General features: G+C 70.4%; 19 protein-coding genes. 9 read left to right on the forward strand and 10 right to left on the reverse strand.

The window, feature by feature from the left end; genetic code table 11:
- Positions 1 to 39: 39 nt before the first annotated feature.
- A complete protein-coding gene (locus ASF21_RS04510) occupies positions 40 to 1,023 on the reverse strand; it encodes an ABC transporter substrate-binding protein (RefSeq protein ID WP_055767342.1) in 984 nt (327 codons plus the stop codon).
- A 227-nt stretch (positions 1,024 to 1,250) separates the two neighbouring features.
- Between ASF21_RS04510 and ASF21_RS04515 the strand changes: the two genes are divergently transcribed.
- From ASF21_RS04515 to ASF21_RS04525, 3 genes are all read left to right on the forward strand, one after another.
- On the forward strand, positions 1,251 to 2,297 hold the full coding sequence (locus ASF21_RS04515) for a LacI family DNA-binding transcriptional regulator (protein WP_055767345.1): 1,047 nt from the start codon (positions 1,251 to 1,253) through the stop codon (positions 2,295 to 2,297).
- Positions 2,298 to 2,508: 211 nt separating this feature from the next.
- The gene (locus ASF21_RS04520) at positions 2,509 to 4,185 is read left to right on the forward strand and encodes a DEAD/DEAH box helicase (protein ID WP_055767348.1); all 1,677 of its coding nucleotides are present in this window, start codon (positions 2,509 to 2,511) and stop codon (positions 4,183 to 4,185) included.
- 95 nt (positions 4,186 to 4,280) lie between these two features.
- The gene (locus tag ASF21_RS04525) at positions 4,281 to 4,682 is read left to right on the forward strand and encodes a YccF domain-containing protein (RefSeq protein ID WP_055767352.1); all 402 of its coding nucleotides are present in this window, start codon (positions 4,281 to 4,283) and stop codon (positions 4,680 to 4,682) included.
- Between the two features lie 180 nt (positions 4,683 to 4,862).
- Here the strand turns inward: ASF21_RS04525 and ASF21_RS04530 are convergent, their stop codons facing one another.
- The 4 genes from ASF21_RS04530 to ASF21_RS04545 form a co-directional block, all read right to left on the reverse strand.
- Entirely contained in the window at positions 4,863 to 6,353 is a 1,491-nt protein-coding gene (locus tag ASF21_RS04530) for a flotillin family protein (protein ID WP_055767355.1), read from the reverse strand.
- A 137-nt stretch (positions 6,354 to 6,490) separates the two neighbouring features.
- Positions 6,491 to 8,521, reverse strand: a complete 2,031-nt coding sequence (locus ASF21_RS04535; RefSeq protein ID WP_055767359.1) for a penicillin-binding transpeptidase domain-containing protein — start codon at positions 8,519 to 8,521, stop codon at positions 6,491 to 6,493.
- 101 nt (positions 8,522 to 8,622) lie between these two features.
- Entirely contained in the window at positions 8,623 to 9,588 is a 966-nt protein-coding gene (locus ASF21_RS04540; RefSeq protein ID WP_055767363.1) for a hypothetical protein, read from the reverse strand.
- On the reverse strand, positions 9,585 to 9,932 hold the full coding sequence (locus ASF21_RS04545; protein ID WP_055767365.1) for a DUF2834 domain-containing protein: 348 nt from the start codon (positions 9,930 to 9,932) through the stop codon (positions 9,585 to 9,587). The genes ASF21_RS04540 and ASF21_RS04545 overlap by 4 nt, the downstream gene beginning before the upstream one ends.
- A gap of 88 nt (positions 9,933 to 10,020) precedes the next feature.
- Here ASF21_RS04545 and ASF21_RS04550 point away from each other — a divergent pair, with 88 nt between their 5' ends.
- Positions 10,021 to 10,710, forward strand: coding sequence for a TetR/AcrR family transcriptional regulator (locus ASF21_RS04550; RefSeq protein ID WP_055767368.1), 690 nt, complete (start codon positions 10,021 to 10,023; stop codon positions 10,708 to 10,710).
- A 122-nt stretch (positions 10,711 to 10,832) separates the two neighbouring features.
- The gene (gene clpB, locus ASF21_RS04555) at positions 10,833 to 13,445 is read left to right on the forward strand and encodes an ATP-dependent chaperone ClpB (protein WP_055767371.1); all 2,613 of its coding nucleotides are present in this window, start codon (positions 10,833 to 10,835) and stop codon (positions 13,443 to 13,445) included.
- A 70-nt stretch (positions 13,446 to 13,515) separates the two neighbouring features.
- Here the strand turns inward: clpB and ASF21_RS04560 are convergent, their stop codons facing one another.
- Entirely contained in the window at positions 13,516 to 14,553 is a 1,038-nt protein-coding gene (locus ASF21_RS04560; RefSeq protein WP_055767374.1) for a septum formation family protein, read from the reverse strand.
- A gap of 301 nt (positions 14,554 to 14,854) precedes the next feature.
- On the opposite strand from ASF21_RS04560, the gene ASF21_RS04565 reads away from it, so the two are divergent.
- A complete protein-coding gene (locus tag ASF21_RS04565; protein ID WP_055767377.1) occupies positions 14,855 to 15,094 on the forward strand; it encodes a DUF3073 domain-containing protein in 240 nt (79 codons plus the stop codon).
- A gap of 172 nt (positions 15,095 to 15,266) precedes the next feature.
- On the opposite strand, the gene ASF21_RS04570 is transcribed toward ASF21_RS04565, so the two are convergent.
- Both ASF21_RS04570 and ASF21_RS04575 read right to left on the reverse strand, forming a co-directional pair.
- Positions 15,267 to 16,424 carry an ROK family protein gene (locus ASF21_RS04570; RefSeq protein ID WP_235498651.1) on the reverse strand — a complete coding sequence of 386 codons (1,158 nt, stop codon included), beginning with the start codon at positions 16,422 to 16,424 and terminating at the stop codon, positions 15,267 to 15,269.
- A gap of 94 nt (positions 16,425 to 16,518) precedes the next feature.
- The gene (locus ASF21_RS04575; protein WP_055767380.1) at positions 16,519 to 17,577 is read right to left on the reverse strand and encodes a LacI family DNA-binding transcriptional regulator; all 1,059 of its coding nucleotides are present in this window, start codon (positions 17,575 to 17,577) and stop codon (positions 16,519 to 16,521) included.
- Between the two features lie 294 nt (positions 17,578 to 17,871).
- Here ASF21_RS04575 and ppk2 point away from each other — a divergent pair, with 294 nt between their 5' ends.
- From ppk2 to ASF21_RS04590, 3 genes are all read left to right on the forward strand, one after another.
- Positions 17,872 to 18,870, forward strand: a complete 999-nt coding sequence (gene ppk2 / locus ASF21_RS04580; RefSeq protein WP_082471221.1) for a polyphosphate kinase 2 — start codon at positions 17,872 to 17,874, stop codon at positions 18,868 to 18,870.
- 5 nt (positions 18,871 to 18,875) lie between these two features.
- Entirely contained in the window at positions 18,876 to 19,640 is a 765-nt protein-coding gene (locus ASF21_RS04585; protein WP_082471222.1) for a histidine phosphatase family protein, read from the forward strand.
- 238 nt (positions 19,641 to 19,878) lie between these two features.
- Positions 19,879 to 20,499, forward strand: a complete 621-nt coding sequence (locus ASF21_RS04590) for a hypothetical protein (protein WP_055767382.1) — start codon at positions 19,879 to 19,881, stop codon at positions 20,497 to 20,499.
- 68 nt (positions 20,500 to 20,567) lie between these two features.
- Here ASF21_RS04590 and ASF21_RS04595 read toward each other — a convergent pair whose 3' ends face one another.
- Together ASF21_RS04595 and xylA are read right to left on the reverse strand one after the other, a co-directional pair.
- Positions 20,568 to 22,046, reverse strand: coding sequence for a xylulokinase (locus tag ASF21_RS04595; protein ID WP_055767385.1), 1,479 nt, complete (start codon positions 22,044 to 22,046; stop codon positions 20,568 to 20,570).
- A 3-nt stretch (positions 22,047 to 22,049) separates the two neighbouring features.
- Entirely contained in the window at positions 22,050 to 23,240 is a 1,191-nt protein-coding gene (gene xylA / locus ASF21_RS04600; protein WP_055767388.1) for a xylose isomerase, read from the reverse strand.
- Position 23,241: the final 1 nt, after the last annotated feature.

The following is a 23,241-nucleotide window of genomic DNA, read 5'->3' on the forward strand; positions in this document are numbered from 1 at the left end:
GACGTGTGGGTCCACGTCGTGGTGTCGGAGGCGGTCGGTTCAGTACTCCCGGCTGGCGAGGACTTCCTTCGCCTGTTCCGGTGTGAAGGCCGACTCCTCGGTCACGACCCGCTCGGGCACCTCCTCGCCTGCCACGACCTTCGCGGCGAGGTCCATCAGCTGCTCACCGAGCAGCGGGTTGCACTCGACGATGTAGTTGATCTTCCCGTCGGCCAGTGCGGTCATGCCGTCCTTGACGGCGTCGACGGTGATGATCTTGATGTCCTTTCCGGGTACTTTCCCGGCAGCCTCGATGGCCTCGATCGCGCCGAGCCCCATGTCGTCGTTGTGGGCGTAGACGACGTCGATGTCGGGGGTGTTCTTGAGGAACGCCTCCATGACCTGCTTGCCTCCGCTGCGGGTGAAGTCGCCGGTCTGGGACTGCACGATGGTGAGGTCCGGATCCGCCGCGATCGCAGCCTCGAAACCTTCCTTGCGGTCGATGGCGGGCGCCGCACCCGTGGTGCCCTGCAGCTCGACGATGTTGATGGGGCCGTCGGTCGACGCCGAGTCCTCCACGAGCCAGTCGCCGGCCTTCTTGCCCTCCTCGACGAAGTCCGAGCCGAGGAACGTCTTGTAGAGCGATGTGTCCGAGGAGTCGACTGCGCGATCGGTGAGGATGACGGGGATGCCGGCGTCCTTCGCTTCCTTGAGCACCGTGTCCCAGCCCGATTCGACGACGGGGGAGAAGGCGATGACATCCACCTGCTGCTGGATGTAGGAGCGGATCGCCTTGATCTGGTTCTCCTGCTTCTGCTGGGCATCGGAGAACTTGAGGTCGACGCCGGCCTTCTCGGCGGCGTCCTGCACGGATTTCGTATTGGCGGACCGCCACCCGCTCTCGGCTCCCACCTGTGCGAATCCCATGGTGATGCCGTCACCCGATCCGCCGCCGGCTCCGATGCCGGCGTCGGTGCCGCCGCCGCAGGCGGTGAGGGCGAGGGTCGTCGCTGCGACGACCGTGACGAAAGTCTTCTTGAGCACTGCTGCCTCCTGGATCTGGGGACCACAGCAAGGGCATCTGCACCTTCATTGCTGCGCGGGGCTTCGTGCCCTGCGGTCGATTGTGAACGCTAACAATTTGACGGTCAAGTGATTTGTGTCACGTTTCGGACTCGTGCCGTCACGGCTCGCCCCTCCATCGATGTAGACCCCTCCAGCCTGTAGGGTCGGGTCAGAAATCGTGGGGGCGGACGGAGGAAGGAGGTCCCGTGGCAGCGGCGACGACACCGCGGAGCCCCAGCCTGACCGATGTCGCCTCCCTCGCGGGTGTCTCCCACCAGACCGTGTCGCGGGTGGTCAACCGGAGGCCGAACGTCAGCGACGCCACCCGGCGGAAGGTCCATGCGGCCATCCTCGAGCTCGACTACCGGCCCAACGCTGCCGCCCGGTCACTCGCGACGGGCAGGACCCACTCGATCGGGGTCCTCGCGGGCGAACTCTCGCAGTACGGACCCTCGAGCGTCCTGATGGGGGTCCAGGACGCCGCGCGTCGTGCAGGCTATTTCCTGACCGTGGTCACCCTGAAGGACTACTCCGCGCCGACGGTGGACGAGGCGCTGAGTGATCTGCTCGATCACGGCGTGGAGGGCGTCATCGCGCTCACGCCGCACGTCTCTGCGCTGGAGGTGCTGGCCACGATGCAGTCGGGCATCCCGATGCTGACCGTCGGGGGAGGCGGTCATCGTGGCGGGGACGTGGCCCTGGACCAGGAGAGTGCGGCTGCGAGTGCGGTCGAGCATCTCGTTGCGCTCGGACACCGGCGGATCGCGCACCTGGCCGGGCCCGCCGACTGGGTGGATGCGCAGCGGAGGCTCGCAGGCTGGCGGTCGGCGCTCGCGCGCCACGGGCTGGCTGAGGGGCCGCTGCTCCACGGTGACTGGAGTGCACGATCGGGCTACGATGCGGGCCTCGGCGTGGAGCTCGGACGACTTCCCACGGCGTTCTTCGTCGGCAACGACCAGATGGCGCTGGGACTGTTGAAGGCCCTCAGGCAGCGCGGCTGTGAGGTGCCGCGCCAGGTGAGCGTGATCGGCTTCGACGACGTTCCCGAGGCCGAGTACTACGAGCCGTCCCTCACCACGCTCCGGCAGGAGTTCCACGATCTCGGTCGCCGCTGCATCGACGAGCTGCTCGGTGTGCAGGCGCTCGGTGCAGGAGGATCGCTCCAGCCCCGGCTGATCGTCCGGTCGAGTACAGGGCCGGTCCGAGCAGGCGACGACGGCGGTGGCCCGGAGCGGGTCCCCATGCAGGGGTGAGCCGGGAGTGCTGATAAACTGGACCTACTTGCCTGCGCACGGCGTACCATCAGCCAGTTCAGCGCGCAGCCTGCGTCGATAGAACGCATTCTTTTGTCCCGCACACAGCTCCCGGAATCGTGAGCGCGGTGGACACTGTCTGACTTTTCTTCGGCGAACCCCTGCGCCAACCGGCGCCGGGGAAGATGAGAAGAAAGTTCGTGTACTTCACATGACTACTTTTGCTGCCCTCGGTGTGCCCAAAGCGCTGGTCGAGAACCTCGCCGCGCAGGGGATCACCGAACCATTCCCCATCCAGGTCAAGTCCCTCCCGGACTCCCTCGCCGGGCGCGACGTCCTCGGACGCGGCCGCACCGGCTCGGGCAAGACCCTGGCCTTCGCCCTCCCCATGGTCTCCCGCCTCGCCGAGCAGGAAGCGGCGTACCGCCGCAAGCCGGGACGGCCGCTGGCCCTCGTCCTCGCTCCCACGCGTGAGCTCGCCACCCAGATCAACGCCACCGTCGAGCCGCTCGCGAAGCAGCTCGGCCTCAACACCACCGTCATCTACGGCGGGGTGTCCCAGCAGCGCCAGGAGAAGGCCCTGCGCGCGGGCGTCGACATCGTCATCGCCTGCCCGGGCCGCCTCGAGGACCTGATGCGCCAGCGGCTCATCTCGCTCGAGTCCGTGGAGATCACCATCCTCGACGAGGCGGACCACATGGCCGACCTCGGCTTCCTGCCCGTCGTGAAGAAGCTCCTCGACACCACGCCGAAGGACGGCCAGCGCCTGCTCTTCTCGGCCACGCTCGACAACGGCGTGGACAAGGTGGTCAACCGGTACATGACCAACCCCGTCACCCACTCGGTGGACGACCCGCAGGCCGCGGTCACCACCATGGAGCACCACGTGCTCATGGTCGGCGACCAGACCCAGAAGAAGCAGCTCATCGTGCAGCTCGCCTCGGGTACCGGGCGCCGCTTGCTGTTCATGCGCACCAAGCACCATGCCCGCAAGCTCGCGAAGACCCTGACCGACGCCGGCATCCCGGCCGTCGACCTCCACGGCAACCTGTCGCAGAACGCCCGCGACCGCAACCTCGCGGAGTTCTCCACGGGCGACGTCCGCGTGCTCGTCGCGACCGACGTCGCTGCGCGCGGCGTCCACGTCGACGACGTCGAGCTCGTCGTGCACGTGGACCCGCCCACCGAGCACAAGGCGTACCTGCACCGCTCGGGCAGGACGGCCCGGGCAGGGTCCTCGGGAACGGTGGTCACGATCACCCTGCCCGAGCAGAAGTCCGAGGTCCACAAGCTCATGAAGGCTGCCGGGGTGGATGTCGCGTTCGAGACCGTGCGGGCGACCTCGCCGCTCGTGCTGACCCTCACGGGCGACATCGCCGAGAAGATCGATCCGCGGACGCGTGCGGCCCTCCTCGCCCAGCGCGAGACGGTGCGCGGCGAAGGCACCTCGACCGGCGCGAACGCCGAGCGGAAGCGCGCGCGTCGCGGGTCCGCGTCGCCGTCGGCCGGTGGACGCGGTGGTCGCGGTGGGCGCGGACGCGTCTCCGCCGAGCCGCAGTCGGCCCAGGGCAACCGGGCCGAGCGCCGTAAGGACCAGCCCCAGGCGCCGCGCTTCGGCTCCGATGCCGGTGCAGGGGCCAAGGCCGGGGGCTCGCGCCGCCGTTCTGAGGAGCCCCGCACGGCATCGGAGACGTCGACGCGCAGCCGGCGTCCCGCCTCCGGGCAGCGCGTGGGCGACGCCGTCCGCTGGTCCAGCACGTCCGCGCCCGCCGCGGGCGGCCAGCGCAGCCACGCGCCGTCCTCCGCCCCGCGCGCCGAGGGTGCCCGCCGTCCGGCCGGCTCCCGCCGGGCCAGCGCGCCGGCATCGAACGACCGCCGTACCCGCTAGCACCGGCCGCGCGAGGAGGGACCGTACCCACCGGGTACGGTCCCTCCTGCGTTCCGGGTGAGTGCGCGGCGTACCGTGTGCGGAACAATGGTGGGATGAACGCACTCCTGAACGTCATCTGGCTCCTGTTCGGCGGCATCTGGCTCGCGCTCGGCTACTTCTTCGCGGGGATCGTCTGCTGCCTCCTGATCGTGACCATCCCGTTCGGCATCGCCTCGTTCAGGATCGGCGTCTACGCCCTGTGGCCCTTCGGGCAGACCGTCGTCCACCGGGGCGGCAGGGTCACGGCCGTATCGAGCATCGGCAACGTGATCTGGCTGCTGGTCGCCGGGATCTGGATCGCCATCGGTCATGTGCTCACCGCCATCCCGATGTTCGTCAGCATCATCGGCATCCCCTTGGGGATCGCCAACCTGAAGCTGATCCCGGTGTCCCTCGCACCGCTCGGCAAGGTCATCGTCCCCTCGTCGGGAACCTATCTGCCGACCTACCGCTGATCCTGCGGCGGCGCGACGCCGGACCGATCGACGTGTCGGGTGCGGCCTGACGCGTGCCCTGCGGGACGTGGTCCGCGACGACCGTGCCGTCCATCACCTGCGACGGTCGTGACGTGCGGGTGCTCGTCGAACGACGAAGGGGCCGCTGCGCCGATGGCTGCAGCGGCCCCTGGCCCTGTCCTACTCCGCTCCGCTGACCGCCGAGGATCCGCCGGAGCCGTGCTGGCCGGGCTTGTCGGCGTTCTTGAGGAGATCGCCGAGCAGGCCGATGATGTCCAGCCCGGTGGTGTCCTTGACCATCTGGGTGGTCTGCTGGACGCCGCTCGTGACGTTCTTGCTGAGCTGGCTCGCGCCGTCGGTGGAGACGACGGTCATGGTGTCGATGGCGGACATCGGCGCCGCGATCTCTCGCGCCATCGACGGCAGGACCTCGAGGACCTTCGACAGGATGGCTGCCTGGTTGAACTGCTTGTAGGCCTCGGCCTGGGCCGCGATACCGGCTGCTTCCGCCTTGCCGCGTGCCTCCGTGGACTGCGCCTCGGCAGCACCGCGTGACGCGATGACCGCCGCCTCCGCGCGGCCCTTCGCCTCGTTGATGGCGGCCTCCGCGTTACCGCGGGCGGTGTTCGCGGCGGCGTCCGCCTCTGCCGCCACGCGGTCACCTTCGGCGCTGAGCTTCCGCTTGGCGAGGTCGACGCGTGCTTCGATCTCGGTGGCCTCCGAGGCGCGGCGGCGCTCCTCGAGCTTCGCATCGGCCTGCTGGATGAGCCGGTACTTGTCGGCGTCCGCCGGCTTGCGGACCTCGGTGTCGAGCTCGCGCTCGCGCAGTTCCGCACGCCGCAGGGCGACCTGCTGCTCGCGGATGATGACCTGTTCGTTCTGCTCGGCCTGGGCCAGGGGGCCGGCGGCGTCCGCACGTGCCTGGCGGGCATCGGCGGCTTCCTTCAGTTCGGCCCGACGGATGGTCAGCTGCTGCTGCGCCAGGGCGACCTGCTCGTCGGAGATGGCGCGGGCCTGCTCCGATTCCTGCACCGAGCGGGCTTCGGCGATCTTCGCGTTGCGCTCCGCGGATGCGGCCTCGGGGCGCCCGAGGTTCTTCAGGTAGCCGGAGTCGTCGTCGACGGACTGGATCTGGAAGGTGTCGATCTCCAGGCCCTGGTTGTGCATGGAGTGCTCCGCCTCCTCCTTCACGCTCTTGGCGAAGGTGGCGCGGTCGCGGATGATCGACTCGACGGTCAGGGTTCCCACGATCGACCGCAGCGAGCCCGAGAGCGTCTCCTGGGTGTAGTGGTCGATGGCGTCCTGCTGGTTGAGGAAGCGCTGTGCGGCCTTGCGGACCGCGTCGGCGTCCCCGCCGACCTTGACCTGGGCCACGCCGGTGAGGTGCAGCTTGATCCCGTTGAGCGAGATGCCCTCGATGCGGAGGGACACCTGGCGCGACGCGAGCGAGAGCGGGTACGCGCGCTGCGCGAAGGGGTTGATGAACACGCGGCCGAAGACGACGCGCTGGCTGTCGACGTCGGGCTGGCCCTTGTTGTCCTTGGACGAGATGATCAGCGCCTGGTCGGGACTGGCGATATGGAGAGCCATTTTCGCGAGGATCGCCACGACGATGAGGACGATGACGAGGACGATGGCGCCGATGACGAACGGTATGAAGGAGAAATCCACTGCGACCCTTTCAACGGTCAACTGCTGGAATTGCGGAAGGCGGGACACGACACCGCCGGGAACCTCAACCTATGCGATGCATGATGCTTCTCTGACCCCCAAGCCGTGAAAGTGGATAAACCGTTACCTGCCCGGGATCAGGACCCCGCGCCGGCCAGGAACGCCTGCATGAGCGGTCCGCCCGAGGTGGATCCGAGCTCGCCCTCCTCGACGAAGACGGCCACGGCGAGGTCGCCCTGGATCGCGACGACCCACGCGTGCGTCCGCGGCGGGGTCTCGCTGCCGAATTCGGCGGTACCCGTCTTGGCCAGGACCGGCTCCCCGGGGACGTCCTGAAGCAGTTGAGCGCCGCCCTGCTCCACGACGGCCGCCATGAGCGTCTTCAGGGTCGCCGATTCGGCGGCGGTGAAGGCGGAGGGCGCGGCCTCTTCGTCGGCGGAGGACGACGGCGGGGTGGCTGAAGGGTCGGACGACGGGGTACCCGACGCCCCGTCCGTCGGCGACACCGCGGCATCGGTCGGGGCGTCGGAGGCGGCCGCATCCGCCGACCCGGGATCGAGCTCCGTCGATTCGCCCTCCGAGAGCAGCGTGGGCGTCACGCGAACCCCGGCGCCGACGGACGCCGCCATGGTGGCGAGCGTCAACGGGGAGACGAGGACCTCGCCCTGGCCGATCATGGCAGCGGCGTGAGCGGTCCCCTCGGCCTCGGTGGGCACGGATCCGAAGAACGCCGGCGTGCCGATGGACGCCTCGACGCCGATCCCGAGGTCCGATGCCGCACGCGCGAGCTCCGCCTGCGTGATCTCGTCCCGCGCCGCGATGAAGCCGGTGTTGCAGGACTGCGCGAAGGTCTCGAGCAGCGGGATGGTCCCGATGAACTGCGCGGGGAACGTCCCCGCGTTGTTGAACCGGCGGCCGTCCACGGTCACCTCCTCGGAGCACTCCGTGGGTGACTCGGGCGTGAAGCCCTGCCGGAGCAGCGCGAGGCTCGTGGCGACCTTGAAGGTGGATCCCGGCGGGTACTGGCCGAGCAGCGCCGTCTGCAGGCCCTCGCTGCCCGGTCCGTTCGCTGCGGCGAGGATCTCGCCCGTGCTGGGCCGGACGGCGACGATCGACGACGCCGAGGGTTCGTCGGCGAGGACGTCCTCCCCGAGGCTCTGGAGGCGCGGATCGAGGGTCGTGGCAAGATCCTCCCCGTCGACGGCGGGCTTCTCGAAGAGCCGCTGCGAGGGGGTGCCGGGTGTCTCCGCAGGAACGGCGTCCACCGTGAGGCCCGGCGTGCCGGCGAGCTGCTCGTTGTGCTGCAGCTGCAGTCCGCCGAGGCCGGTGATGTCGCCTGCCCGGACGGCGCCGTCGGACTGCTCGACGAGCTCCTCCGTGGCCTCGCCGACGCTGCCGAGCAGTTCCCTGGCGAAGGTGCGGGTGGGTGCGAGTTCGAGGGTGTCCGCCTGGCGCAGCGCCCCCGGGACGGCGTCGATCTGCGCGTCGGTGACGGTGCGCGTGGCGTCGTCCCGCAGGACGAGGGCGACGACGAAGGCCTCCGCTCCCGCCTCCGCCACCTGCTGCTCGTAGGTCGCGGGATCGAGCTCCAGCAGGGTGGCGAGGGCCCGGGCCGAGGCCGCCTGCTCCGCCTCCGGTACCTGCAGCTTGTCGATGCCGACGCGGATCACGGGTCGCTGCGTCACGATGACCTCGCCGCCGGCCCCGGTGATGTCGCCGCGGTCACCGGGCACGCTCGTCAGGGTGAGCTTCTCGCCGGGCAGCAGGTCCGGGACGAAGACCCGCGGCTCCCACGCGGCCTGCCACACGTCCTCGACGCGCGTGAGGTCCGCCGTCGTGCTGTAGGTCCAGTCCTCGTCGCTCTCGTCGAGGTCCCACGCGTAGTCGAGGGTCGCCGTCGCGGTGTCCTCGCCCGTATCCTCGACGCCGGAGACGGAGACCTGCGGTGCTCCCGGGGCGAATCCCTCGGTGATCGCAGCAAGCTGGCCCGTGATCTCGGCGGGCTGCGCGGAGGCGAAGGCGGACTGTGCGACGTCCAGCTGCGCGAGGCCGTCGGCGAGGGTGCGTGCCGCGTCCTCGGCCGTGGGGCGGTCGTCGGTGCAGGCTGCCAGCGTGAGGGCGAGGACTGCGGTCGTCAGGACGGCCGTGGCGCGGTGAAGTTTCCCCATGGGGCCCATTATGTCGGAGAAGCGCGGATGTGCCGTCCCGGACCTGCCGTACCGTCCTCGCGGCGGAGTGGTGGTCGACGCGCCACGGGGGAGCGCCGGGGTCAGCGGACGAAGGCCTCCGGTGCGCTACCTGCGGACGGGATCGGCACCGCGTCGCCACGCAGCGCGAGGACGAGGGCCACCGCCGCGGGGACGACGACGAGCGCAGCGGCCAGCGCGAGGGTCACGGCGTCGGGCGCGACGACGGACTGGCCCCGCTGCGCCTGGACGAACAGCGTGACCATCAGTCCGAGATAGGCCGCCGCGGAGACGGCGACGATGTGGCGTTGCCGACGCACCGTCAGCTGCAGTACGCCGCGACCGACCAGCCACGCGAGGACGAGGGCGACGAGGGGGACGGCCTGCAGGGCGTGGAGGCCGATGAAATGGGCGACGCGGCTGTCACCGAACTCGGTCGACCAGCCCAGCAGGGGCAGGCCCGGACCTCCGTCGGTGGCACCGACGGTGTGGCCTCCCGTCACGGGCCCCGTCCCGGTCTGTCCGGGCCGGGGGCCGGTCATGACATATCCGCTCAGAGCGCCGACGGTCATGAGGAGGACGGCCAGCTGGACCGCGAGCCCGAGTCCGCCGTCGAGCCGCCGCCGCGCGAGGACGACGCCGACGATGATGACGCCGATGGAGAAGATGCCGATGCCTGCACCCATGGCGGCCCAGAGGGCGCCGTCCAGCGGTGTCGCGGTGTTGAAGTGGGAGGCCCTGCCGCGTGCGGCCTGGACCACGAGGATGGCCAGCTCGGCGATCAGGGCCCAGCCGAGCACCTCGAGCGCCGCGCGGGTGGGCCGGCCGCGCTCGATCCGCCCGAAGGTCCAGAGCATCACGGGCGCGAAGGCGACGAAGGACAGGGCGAACTTGAGCGGCTTGTTCCAGGCGGGGACGCCGGCAACCAGCGTGGGATCGGCCACGGCGAGCACCGCGGACACGGGCAGGACGACGACGGCGCAGGCGAGCAGGACCACCAGGGCCGGGCTGACCCGCCATCCGGCCCGCAGCAGGGCGGTCGACCTCACGGCGTCACCGGCTCCGGCAGGGCCGCGGTGCGGGTGTCGGTGCTCCGCAGCAGGTGGTGTTCCCGCCACGCCAGGAAGAGGGGGAAGGTGAACGCGATGGCGACGACGAAGCTCAGGGGGACGAGGAGCCAGACGGCCCGTGACATACCGAGCCGTCTGCCCTCGAGCACCATGAACATGCACGCGACGAACGCGACGACGATGACGTCGACGGCGGCCGACGAGGACGCGGCGCTCGCGAACCAGCCCGCCACGTAGTCCTCACCCGCCGCCATGGAGCGGAGGTTGAAGAACCAGGTGCCCGCGCCGCCGATGACGGCGAGGACCAGGTAGGGGGTGCGCATCGAGTCTCCTCAGGTCGGGTGAACACTGTTCACACAGAGTAGGGTGAACAGTGTTCACCGCACAACCCCCAGAGATGAGGTTCCTCCTGTGGCGACCACGCCCCTGACCCTGGATGCCCTGGTGGCGACGAGCCGTGCCCTGCTGGTGGAAGGAGGGCCCGATGCGATCGTCGTCCGGGAGGTGGCGCGCCGCCTCGGCGTCACCGCACCCGCGCTGTACCGGTACGTCAGGGGGCGCGACGACCTGCTGACCCTGCTGATCACCGCGTGCACCGACGAGGCCACCGCGGCGTGCCTGGACGCACTCGCGGCCTGCCGACCGGACGACGTCGAGGGCCGGATCCGCGCCGCGACACTGGCCTTCCGCGCGTGGGCGCTGCAGCACCGGCCCGAGTTCGGCCTCGTCTACGGCACTCCACTGATGCACTACGCCGCGCCCGAGGGTGGCCCCACGGTGGATGCGGGGCAGCGCTTCGGCGGTCTGTTCGGGTCGCTCTTCGTCGAGGCGCTGGCGGCGGGCCGGCTCCGCACGGTCGACGACGGCGTCCTGTCTCCGGGCGTGCGCGCCTCGCTCGCCGCGACCGCTGCCCGACTCGACCTGCCCATGCGTCCCGGGGAGGTCCGTCCCTTCATCGTCGGCTGGCACCGGATGCTCGGGATCGTCTCGGTCGAGGTGGCGGGCCATCTGCGCTGGGTGTTCGGCGAGGACGCCTCGGCCTTCGCCGAGGAACAGATCGAGGAACTCCTCGCCGATCTCCTGGTGCCCGGCGCCACCTGACGGGGAGGCTCGGGTCCCGTTCACCCACGGCGAAGCGTGCGGCGCAACCCCTGCCGGCCGAAGTTGAGTCGAGTACACTCAATGCAGTCCGGGGAACTGTACGACCAGGGGAGGAACCGCGCGTGGACACCAATTTCACCACCAAGAGCCGTGAGGTGCTGTCGGCGGCAGCCATGAACGCCTCCACGGCGGGCAACGCCCAGATCGACGCACCGCACTTCCTCAAGGCGCTCATGGACCAGCGCGACGGCATCGCCGTCGCGCTCCTGAAGGCCGCCGGCGCAGACCCGGACACCATCAGCGTGCAGGCGAGTTCCGCCATCAAGGCCCTGCCGTCGTCGTCCGGCTCCTCCGTCGCGCAGCCGCAGTTCTCCCGCGGCGCGCTGAATGTCGTCAGCGCAGCCCAGCAGGAGGCCGAGACACTCGGGGACCAGTTCGTCTCGACCGAGCACCTCCTCCTCGCCCTCGCCGCCGACGGCGGGGCCGCGGGGTCGATCCTCCGCGGTCTCGGACTCACCCGCGAAGCGCTCGCCTCGGCCCTGCCCGGCGTGCGGGGTGACCGCCGCGTCACCACCCCCGACCCGGAGAACACCTTCCAGGCTCTCGAGAAGTTCGGCGTGGACCTCACGGAGGTGGCCCGGAGCGGCAGGCTGGATCCCGTGATCGGGCGGGACGCCGAGATCCGCCGCGTGGTCCAGGTCCTCAGCCGGCGCACCAAGAACAATCCGGTGCTCATCGGCGAGCCCGGTGTCGGCAAGACCGCCGTCGTCGAGGGCCTCGCCCAGCGCATGGTCGCCGGTGACGTCCCGGAGTCGCTGCGTGGGAAGACCCTCATCAGCCTCGATCTCGGGTCGATGATCGCGGGTGCCAAGTACCGTGGCGAGTTCGAGGAGCGGCTGAAGGCCGTGCTCGACGAGATCCGCTCGTCCGGCGGCCAGGTGGTCACGTTCATCGACGAGCTCCATACCGTCGTCGGTGCCGGTGCGTCCGAGGGCTCCATGGACGCCGGCAACATGCTCAAGCCCATGCTGGCGCGCGGGGAACTGCGCCTCATCGGCGCGACGACGCTCGACGAGTACCGCGAGAACGTCGAGAAGGACCCGGCGCTGGAACGCCGGTTCCAGCAGGTGTACGTCGGCGAGCCGTCCGTGCCCGACACCATCGGGATCCTGCGCGGCCTGAAGCAGCGGTACGAGGCGCACCACAAGGTCTCCATCGCCGACTCCGCCCTGGTCGCGGCGGCCACCCTGTCCCAGCGCTACATCCCGGGCCGGCAGCTCCCCGACAAGGCGATCGACCTCGTCGACGAGGCGGCTTCACGCCTCCGCATGGAGATCGACTCCGCACCCGTGGAGATCGACGAGCTGCGTCGGTCCCTGGAGCGCATGCACATGGAGGAGATGGCCCTCTCCCGGGAGAAGGACGAGGCATCCGCCGAACGGCTCCAGGCGCTGCGCGCCGAGATGGCCGACCGCCAGGAGGAACTGGACGGACTCAATGCGCGGTGGGAGGCCGAGAAGGCAGGTCTCAACCGCGTGGGTGACCTCAAGGCCTCGCTCGACGACCTGCGCTCGCACGCCGACCGTGCCCAGCGGGAAGGCGACCTCGAGACGGCGTCGCGCATCCTGTACGGCGAGATCCCCCGGGTGGAGCGCGAGCTGCGGGAGGCCCAGGCGGCGGAGGAGCAGACGGCGAACACTCCCGATCTCATGGTCGCCGAGGAGGTCTCGGCGAACGACATCGCCGAGGTGATCTCCGCGTGGACGGGAATCCCCGCCGGTCGCATGCTGCAGGGCGAGACCGAGAAGCTGCTCGCCATGGAGGAGGTCATCGGTGCCCGCCTGATCGGGCAGCGGACGGCTGTCGCAGCGGTCTCCGACGCCGTGCGGCGGGCCCGCGCCGGCGTGTCCGATCCGAACCGGCCCACAGGATCCTTCCTCTTCCTCGGTCCGACCGGCGTCGGCAAGACGGAACTTGCCAAGGCGCTCGCGGACTTCCTGTTCGACGACGAGCGGGCCATGATCCGGATCGACATGTCCGAGTACTCGGAGAAGCACTCCGTCGCGCGGCTGGTCGGCGCACCGCCGGGGTACGTGGGCTACGAGGAGGGCGGCCAGCTCACCGAGGCGGTCCGCCGCCGGCCCTACAGCGTGGTGCTGCTCGACGAGGTGGAGAAGGCCCACCCCGAGGTCTTCGACCTGCTCCTGCAGGTGCTTGATGACGGTCGCCTCACCGATAGTCAGGGCCGCACGGTGGACTTCCGGAACGTGATCCTCGTGCTGACCTCGAACCTGGGGTCGCAGTTCCTCGTGGATCCGTCCCTCGACGATGCCGCGAAGCGGTCGGGCGTGATGGCCTCCGTCAATGCCGCCTTCCGGCCCGAGTTCCTCAACAGGCTCGACGACGTCGTGATCTTCGATCCGCTGGGCCTCGATGAGCTCTCGCGGATCGTCGACCTGCAGGTCCGCGCGCTGGGTGACAGGCTGCGCGACCGTCGGCTCGAGCTCGAGGTCAGTGCCGCCGCGGGAGAATGGCTCGCCCTCACCGGGTTCGATCCGGCGTACGGAGCCCGACCGCTGCGCCGGCTCGTGCAGCGCGAGATCGGCGACCGGCTGGCGCGGGGCATCCTGGCGGGTGAGATCGTCGACGGCGACACCGTCGTCGTGGACCGCCCCGGGGCGGACGCCCTGGACCCGGATGGAGCCGAGGGCCTGGTGGTGCGTGCCGCCCGCTGACCAGGGCGGAACCGGCCGAGCACGCAGGAGGGGAGGGACCGCAGGGTCCCTCCCCTCCTGCGTGCCGGACCTAGGGGGCCAGGAGGCTCTGCTCGATCGCGTCGCCGTTCTCCACGACGGCGAAGCAGTCGACGCGCCGGTCGCCGTCCGCCCACGTCTCGGCAGTGGGGGTCGCCCGCAGCAGGGTGACCTGCAGATCGGTCGTGACGACGTCCGGATCGATGTCCTCCGACGCCGAGGCGCACGCAGCCTCCGCGCGGAGGCCGAGCTGGTCCCGCCCGGGGAAGTCGGCGTCCTCCGGGTACTCCTCGGTGGCCACGAGCTGTGCGTTGTGGGGCTCGGTGCACTGGACCAGCACAGCCTCCTCGGTGATCACGGTGAAGTCCGCGAGGCACTCACCCGCCGCGATCGACGACGGGTCCACACGGTCCTCGTCCTCGGACCCGCCGAAGAGGGCCACCAGTACCCACACCAGGAGGCCGAGGAGGACCACTGCGCCGACGACGAGCAGGAGGAGGGGACGGCCGCCGCGACGTGAGCGTGTACGGTCGCGCTTCGGGTGACCGTCCGTCCCGCCGTCCGGCGTCGTGGGGATCCAGGCCGTCGCGCCCGGAACGGACCGGCCGCAGTCCGCTTCTCCCGAGGGCAGCCCGGCGGTGACTCCTGCGGCTCCCGCGTCTCCTGCGGCGGCTGCCGTGCTCACGGACGCAGGATCGGTGCCCGGATAGACGCCGGGATCGCCGAGGCCGACCTCGCCGCCGCGTGGGGCGAAGGCGTAGGGTCCGCCGACGGGATCCGTGTCCAGGGCCGCTTCCGTGCCCTGAGGATCGACCGCCGGCGAGCCTGGAGGCAGTGCTCCCGCGTCGGTGCCTGCGTCGCCGCCCTTTTCGACGTCTTGATCGGTGCCTTGATCGGTGCCTTGATCGGTCCCTTGATCGGTGCCCGGATCGGTGCCTTGATCGACGTCTTGATCGACGTCTTGATCGACGTCTCGATCGCTGCCCGGATCGGTGCCCGGTCGGTCCGTCACCGCACCGTCGTGTCCCGCGCCGGCCGAGGCCTCCGGCTCGTGGCCGGGACGCCCCGGTACCTGCTCCTCGTCACTCATGGTGGGTCGCTGTCCCCTCGTCGTTCCTTGGCTCGTCGTCGGGGCCCTCCGGCATCGATGTCGACTCTAGCGACAAACCCGCCGCCGTCACGGTCCTCGTCCTCCGCGGGACGCCCGCGGGCTCGTTCGGGGCAGGCCGGGGCATCGTGTCCGCGCCTCGACCGCTCGGCATGGGGGTGCCCTCGAAAGCATGTAACCTATACTTACGACAAATTGACCGAATACTCCGGGGCCTCGCTGCAGCCTTGGGCCTCGCGCCCCAGTGACCACCTCCGGATCGACGCAAAAAGGGGGTCACGCCATGGGGCGCGGCCGTCAAAAGGCAAAAGCTACCAAGCAGGCACGGGACATGAAGTACTTCAGCCCGTCCACTGATTATTCGGCACTGCAGCGAGAGCTCACAGGCCCGGGTAGTCGTGCTTCCACCCGACGTACCGAACCCATCGAGCCGGTCGAGCCTGACTACTCGGAATATGCGGACAAGTACGCCGACGAGGTCGACGACGACGGTGAGGGGAGCGGCACGCGCCGCACCGGCTGACCCGGCTCCGGCATCCACCGGTGAACCGCACACGGCGCATCAGCCCTGACGGGCGATGCGCCGTTCTGTGTGCCCGGAAGTCGACGAAGGTGGCCTCGCGCTCCGGACTCCACGCCGCGTCCGCGCACGAACGGCCGCCCGGCACTGCCGCCGGGCAGACCGGGCGTCCTCGTCAGGCGGGTGAGGCGAGCAGGGGCTGGAAGGCCAGTTCGGCCGCCCCGACGAGGAGCAGCTCCGGCCCCAGTGCCGCGCGGCGGACGTCGACCCGTCCGGCCAGCGATGCCTCGTTCACCGCGTCCTCGAGGCGAGCGCCGGCGAAACCGACGAGTGAACCCAGGAAACCGCCGAGCACGATCAGCTCGGGGTCGAAGATGTTGACGAAGTCGACGAGGGCGACGGCGAGCAGCCCCACCTGCCGTTCCGCTTCGGCGAGGACCGCCTTGCCGGGGTCTCCGGACAGCAGGCGTTCCAGGGCCTCGATGCCTCCCCCGTCTGCTCCTGCAGCCTCCAGCAGGCGTTCCAGCCGCACCTCGGCGTCGAGGCAGCCGGACCGGCCGCAGTGGCAGGGCGATCCGCCCGGGCTGACGAGGGTGTGCCCCAGTTCGCCGCCGTACCCGCGGCTGCCGACCAGTTGCGCGCCGCCGGTCACGATCCCGCCGCCGATGCCACTCGCGCTCCCATTGAGGTAGACGGCATCCGCAACACCGAGGGCGGCGCCGAAGATGCTCTCGGCCAGCGATCCGAGCGAGGCATCGTTCGCCGCCACGGCCGGCAGCGCCAGTGCCGAGCCGAAGGGTCCGGTGAGGTCGGTGTCCCGCCAGCCGAGGTGCGGCGCCACGAGGACGCGGCCGGTCCCGGCATTGACCAGCCCGGGCAGGGCGATCCCTACCCCGAGCACGCGGTCGAGACCTGTGAGGACGGGTTCGAGATCGGCCACGATCTCCCCGGTGAGGCGGACGGTGTCGTCGAGGGTGGGCAGGGTGTCGGTCTCCCGCCGGACGCGAGCGTGCACCCGGCCGCCGAGCCCGACGACGCCGACCGTCAGGGCGTCGATGTCCGGATTGACGGCGAGGACGGCGATACCGGGGTTGGCCTCGACGATCGGGCTGGGCCGTCCCACGCGGCCGCCGGTGGGCTCCGTCTCGCGGACCAGGTTCTTCCCGGTCAGGGCGAGGACGAGGGCGCCGACGGTCGATCGGTTGAACCCCGTGCGCCGGGTCAGCTCCGAGCGGGAGAGGGGGCCGTGGCGGTGGACCATCGTCAGGATCTGGGACAGGTTCTGCGCGCGGAGACCCTCGGTACCGTTCAGTGTGCCGGGTGACGACCGCACGTCCTGGCCTCCTTCGCTCCGCAGGAGGCCTCCGCCCACCTGATCAGGCCCCATCGTATCCAGACCCTCGACGGAGCCCCTGCCCGGGTGGCGGTCAGGCGCGCTGCTGGGCGGCCGTCGTCGCCCGTGCCGACCCCTCGGACGGGGCCGCGGTGCTCTGGCGGACCACCAGGCTGGTCGCGAGGTCGAGCCTCAGGTTGTGGGGCCGCTCGCCGTCCCGCAGCCGGAGGACCATCCGCGTGGCCTCCTCCGCCATCTGGATGAGCGGCTGGTGGACGGTGGTCAGGGCCGGGCTGGACCACTGCGCCAGCTGCAGGTCGTCGTACCCGACGATCGAGAGCTCGTCCGGCACGCGGAGGCCGATCTGACGGGCGGCGTCGAGCACGCCGAGCGCCTGCAGGTCGCTGCCCGCGAAGATGGCGGTGGGCGGGTGCGGCCTGCGGAGCAGGGTGAACGCGTGGTCGCGTCCGCCGTCCACGTGGAAGTTGCCGTACCGGATGAAGCCTGGTTCGATCGGCAGGCCGGCCATGCCCATCGCGGACCGGTAGCCGTCGATGCGTGCGAGGGAGCACATCATGTCCTCGGGGCCGCTGATGGTGGCGATCCTCGTGTGGCCCAGATCGATCAGGTGGCGCGTGGCCATCATGCCGCCCGACCAGTTCGCCGACCCGACGGACGGGACGTCGGGGGAGGGGTCGCCCGCGGGATCGATGATGACGAACGGGATGGAGCGGGCTGCCAGCTTGGCCCGATAGTCCTGCGGCAGGTCGGAGAAGACGAGCACGACGCCGGCGGGACGGCGGGCCATCACGCCCTCGATCCACTCCGGGCCGGGGGCGTGCCGCGTCCCTGATTCGGTCAGGACCACGCTCATCCCGTGTTCGCGCGCCACGTTCTCCACCCCGCGGATCAGCTCCAGCGCCCAGGCGCTCTCGAGCTCGTGGAAGACGAGTTCCACCAGGGCGGACTGACTGGCGGACACGAGGCGGCGCCGGTACCCATGCTCCTCGAGGAGCTCCTCAACTTTCGATCGGGTTTTCGAGGAGACGTCGGACCGGCCGTTCAGCACCTTGGAGATGGTGGAGAGGGAGACGCCCGCCGCAGTTGCCAGCTGGGCGAGGGTGACGCGCGGTTCTTCCGCCGGGATCGACATGCGGGACAGCTTACCTCGGCGCCTGAGCGCGATGCAGGCGCCGCCAGGTGCGGAATATGCCCCGCTGCGGAGAGGATCTCGTGCTGAGGCGTGACCGGCGGAAGCTCTCGGCACCACCTGGCTATCGACGCAGATGTCAAAACTTTCGGACGGCGTTCACCCAGGAACTTCCGACCCTGGCTGTCCCGCAGCGCCGGCGGACGCCGCGGTGGGCTGTCCGGCGCGCCGGTGAACAGGCGGCGAATCCCGGCATCCGCGGTGGCGCCCGGTTCCGCCCCGTGGTTGTCTGGCTTCATGACCTCCCATGACGACACCCCGCTGCCGGACGAAGCCCGTCTCCGCGAAAGGGCGGACGCCCTGACACAGCCGGGGCGCTCCTGGGACTCCGACGAGCAGGGCTGGATCCGCGAGAACCTCCGCGAGGCAATCGACCACCTCGTGAGCGAGGGCTACACGGTCCGCGGTGGCCAGGGCCAGGATCCCGAGCTGATCGACCCCGGCGGGTCGGCCGTGGAGACCTGGCGTGAGGACTACCCCTACGACGAGCGCGTCACGCGACAGGCCTACGAGCTGGAGAAGTACCGGTTGCAGATCGAGCTGCTCAAGTTCCAGTACTGGGGGCAGGACCACGACCTGCGGCACGTGATCGTCTTCGAAGGCAGGGATGCCGCGGGCAAGGGCGGCACCATCAAACGGTTCTCCGAGCACCTCAATCCGCGTGCTGCACGGTCCGTGGCGCTGGGCAAGCCGTCGGACCGGGAACAGGGCCAGTGGTACTTCCAGCGCTACGTCCAGCATCTGCCGACCACCGGGGAGATCGTGATGTTCGACCGCTCCTGGTACAACCGGGCGAATGTGGAGCGGGTCATGGGGTTCTGCACGGACGACGAGTACGAGACCTTCATGCAGCAGGTACCCGGATACGAGAAGATGCTGGTGGATTCCGGGATCCATCTCACGAAGTTCTGGTTCTCCGTCACGCGTCGCGAGCAGCGGACCCGCTTCGCCATCCGCCAGATCGACCCCGTGCGCCGGTGGAAGCTGTCCCCCATGGATCTCGCGTCCCTCGATCGCTGGGACGACTACACGGCAGCGAAAGAGGCGATGTTCCTGCGGACGGACACCGATCATGCGCCCTGGATCACGGTGCGGTCGAACGACAAGAAGCGTGCGCGGCTCAATGCCATGCGCTACTTCCTGAACCAGTTCGACTACGAGGACAAGGACCCGGACGTGGTGTACGGAGCGGATCCGCTGATCGTCCAGCGCGGCCGCGACGCCGTGGGTGACTAGCGCCCGTGCGGCTGATCCTGATCCGGCACGGCCAGACCCCCAGCAATGTGGTCGGAGCGCTGGACACGGCGTTCCCCGGAGCGCCACTCACGGCCCTCGGCGAAGCGCAGGCCGCGGCTCTTCCAGCGGCCCTGGCCCATGAGCCGATCGCCGGCATCCATGCCTCGCCCCTGCTGCGGACGCAGCTCACCGCGGCACCCCTCGGCGCTGCGCGGTCCCTGTCGGTGCAGGTGGTGCCCGGGCTCGAGGAGATCACGGCGGGCGCCCTGGAGATGCGCGCCGACGCGGTGGCCCGCCAGGAGTACGCTGCCTGCCTCGTCGGCTGGATGCACGGTGACCTCGACCGCAGCCTCCCCGGTGGGGTCGACGGGCACGGCTTCCTCCAACGGTTCGATGCCGCAATAGGGCGCCTCGCCGGGTCATACCGGGACCAGAACACCGTCGCCGTCGTCGCCCACGGTGCAGCGATCCGCGTCTACACGGCCCTCCGCACCGGGATGCACGGCGACCGGGCCGCGCAGCTCGACATCCGGAACACGGGCGCCGCAGTCCTCGACGGGTCGCCGACCGCCGGCTGGCACCTGGAACGGTGGCACCCCGAACCGCTCGGCGGCCTGCGGCTGGCGGACCACTCGGCCACCGACGCGACGGGCGAGAGTGCGGAGCACGTCGCCGAGGAGTCCGGGTCCCGGAGGAGGGCCGGAGGTGCGGCGAGCGTCGCGGGAGACGGCACTGTAGGCCTGCCGATGGACCTTCGCAAGCGGCACTGACGGCCGGATCGCGGCTGCGCTTCAGCCGACGCCCTCCCGCGGTCGACGATCGGCGCGCAGGGACGCGTCGGCCAATCGGTTCGGAGCGTCGTGCAGCTCGAAGGTGCACAGCGGGCAACTTAAGTCGCTTGCGCTGACCCTCGCCACTGCGTCACGGTAGTAAGCAGACTGATCATCCGGATCCGGAGCAGAAGCCGGCCGGGCTGGTCATCCCTACTCACCAAGGAGCGCGAGCATCATGTCAGCAGCAGAGAACACATCGGGTGCGAGCACCCCGAAGAGCCGGCGGAACGACGTCGTCGCGGCGGAGAAGGAGCAGTTCGGCGGCATCAAGTTCGGGTCGGCGTTCTTCGGGTGGCTGACGGCGATCGGCCTGACCGTCATCCTCAGCGCGTTGGCGACGGCGATCGGCGTCGGCATCGGGGCCTCCACCTCCAGCAGCGCGAACGAGGCGGCCGACCAGGCCCAGCAGAACGCCCAGACCATCGGGATCGTGAGCGGGATCGTCCTCGCCGTGATCCTGTTCATCGCCTACTACTGCGGCGGGTACGTGGCCGGCCGGATGGCCCGGTTCGACGGTGCCAAGCAGGGCCTCGCCGTCTGGCTGTGGGGCATCATCGTCGCGATCGTCCTCGCGATCCTCGCCGCGGTCGCCGGCGACCAGTTCAACGTGCTCTCGAACCTCAATGGTGCGCCCAGCATCCGGTTCGACCGGGACATGCTGACCGCCAGCGGCCTCATCGCCTTGGCCATCGCCCTCCTCGTCCCGCTCGTCGCGGCGATCCTCGGTGGCAAGGCGGGCATGCACTTCCACCGCAAGGTCGACCAGGTCGGTATCGACCACCAGACCCACCGGTAGGCCGCGCGGGCCCTCAGGAGCAGAAAGGCACCCCCGGTCGGGGGTGCCTGTCCGCTGTGCGCGGGATGTCAGAACGAGAGCGACGCCAGGGCCGACCGGTACTGCTCGCGGATCACCGGCCGGTGGTCCGATGCACGGTCCTCGAGGGTGGCGACCGGCCAGGCCGGCCGGGCGCCGGCGAGGACCCACGCCGCCTGGACCGCCGCGCCCCGCGCCACGTACTCCCCGGGCGCCGGGATGCGGACGGGCAGGTCGAAGACCTGTGCGGCCACGTCCTGGACCGCCCCGTTCTGGGCGGCGCCGCCGATCAGCAGGAGGTGCCGGGGGACGACGCCGGCTGCGCGGACGGCGTCCAGTGCGTCCGCCAGGCCGCAGAGCATGCCCTCGATGGCGGCACGGGCCATGTTCCCCCGGGTGGCCGAGGCGATGCTCAGGTTGTGGAAGCTCGCCTTGGCCGTCGGCAGGTTGGGCGTACGCTCACCCTCGAAGTAGGGGACGAGGACGACGCCCCCTGCCCCCGGCCCGGCGCTCCGGGCAAGCTCCGCGAAGCCATCGTGATCGACCCCCAGGACGTCCGCGACGGACGAGAGCACCCGCGCGGCGTTGAGCGTCGCCACCAGGGGCAGGAACAGCCCGCTGGCATCGGCGAAACCGGCCACCGTCCCGGAGGTGTCCGCGACGGCGTCCGCGGCGACGGCGAAGACCGTCCCGCTGGTGCCGAGGGACACGACGACGTCCCCCTCCTCCGCCCCGAGCCCCAGGGCAGCGCCGGCGTTGTCACCGGCGCCGGGTCCGAGGACGATGCGCTGGTCGGCTGACGCGAGGTAGGCAGCGTGCACCGTCCCCGCTGGAGCGGCGGGCCCCAGCACGCGCGGAAGCACGACGGTGTCCGGGTCCCCGGCGTCCCCGGCCTGCGCCTCGCGGGCCGGACGGCCCAGCATCTGCCCGAAGAGCGCGATGTCGTACGCCCCGGTGGTCGGATTCCAGTACGCGGTGCCACTCGCGTCCGAACGGTCGGTCACGAGCTCGTCGAGCACCGGTCCGAGCGGCGACCCACCGTCGGGTCCGAAGCCGCGCAGCCGCCAGGTCAGCCAGTCGTGCGGCAGGGCCACGGCGGCGATGCCCGGGACGACGTCGGGTTCGGCGTCACGGACCCACCGCACCTTCGTGCCGGTGAAGGACGCCACGGGCGCGGACCCGGTGCGGGCCACCAGGTCCGCGAGGCCGAGTTCGCCGATCAGATCCTCGGCAGCGCCCGCGGACCGGGTGTCGTTCCACAGGAGCGCGTCCCGCAGGACCCTGCCGTCGTGGCCCAGCAGCACCATCCCGTGCTGCTGGCCGGCGATCGCCAGGCCGTCGACGTCGGAGCCGAGGCCGTCCGCCTCCTCCAGTGCGGCGAGCAGTGCCTGCCACCACGCTTCCGGGTCGACCTCCGTGCCCTCCGGGTGGAGGGCACGTCCGGTGCGGACCTCGGCGCCGGTCGCGGTGTCGACGACGACGACCTTGCAGCTCTGCGTCGAGGAGTCGACGCCGGTGACGAGGGCCATGGATCAGCGGGCCCCGAGGAGGTGCTCGATGAAGAGCTGCTGCAGCTTCACGAAGCCGAAGCCCTTGCCGTTGAAGTAGGCGTCGGCGTCGAAGTCCTCGTAGGCGGAGCGGTCGGCGCGCAGGGCCTCGTAGCCCTCCCCGCTGTTCAGCGTGGGTTCGTTGATCTCGGAGACACGCGAGGCGGACAGTGCGGCCTGCACCTCGGGATCCGCACGGAAGGCCGCGGCGCGTTCCTTGAGCAGGAGGTAGGTCTGCATGTTCGCGGCAGCCGAGTCCCAGACGCCGTCCATGTCCTCCGTGCGGCTCGGCTTGTAGTCGAAGTGGCGGGGGCCGTCGTAGGCAGGGCCGCCGTCGGGCCCGCCGTTCTCGAGCAGATCCACGAGCGAGAAGGCGTTCTGCAGGTCGCCGTGGCCGAACACCAGGTCCTGGTCGAACTTGATGCTCCGCTGGCCGTTGAGGTCGATGTGGAACAGCTTGCCCTGGTAGAGCGCCTGCGCGATCCCGTGCGTGAAGTTCAGGCCGGCCATCTGCTCGTGGCCCGTCTCGGGGTTGATGCCGACGAGCTCGGGGCGCTCGAGGGTCTCGATGAAGGCCATCGCGTGTCCGAGCGTGGGCAGCAGGATGTCGCCGCGCGGCTCGTTGGGCTTCGGCTCGATCGCGAAGCGGATGTCGTAGCCCTTGTCGGTGACGTAGTCGCCGAGCAGGTTGACGGCCTCGCGGTAGCGCTCGAGGGCGCCGCGGATGTCCTTGGCGGCGTCGTACTCGCTGCCCTCGCGTCCACCCCACATCACGAAGGTCTTCGCGCCGAGCTCCGCGGCGAGGTCGATGTTGTCGAGGACCTTGCGCAGGGCGAAGCGGCGGACGCCGCGGTCGTTGCTGGTGAAGCCGCCGTCCTTGAAGACGGGGTGGCTGAAGAGGTTCGTGGTGACCATCGGGACGATCAGGCCCGTGGAGTCGAGGGCGCCCTTCAGGCGGTCGATCTGGTTCCGGCGCTCGTCGGCCGTCGAACCGAAGGGGAAGAGGTCGTCGTCGTGGAAGGTGATGCCGTACGCGCCGAGGTCGCTGAGGCGGTTGACGGCCTCGACGGCGTCGAGGGGCGGGCGGGTCGCGGATCCGAACTGGTCCTGGGCTTCCCAGCCCACCGTCCAGAGTCCGAAGGAGAATTTGTCGTCGCGGGTGGGCTCGATCGCCATT

The organism is Arthrobacter sp. Leaf234 (assembly GCF_001422665.1).
Classification (GTDB): Bacteria; Actinomycetota; Actinomycetes; order Actinomycetales; family Micrococcaceae; genus Arthrobacter_D.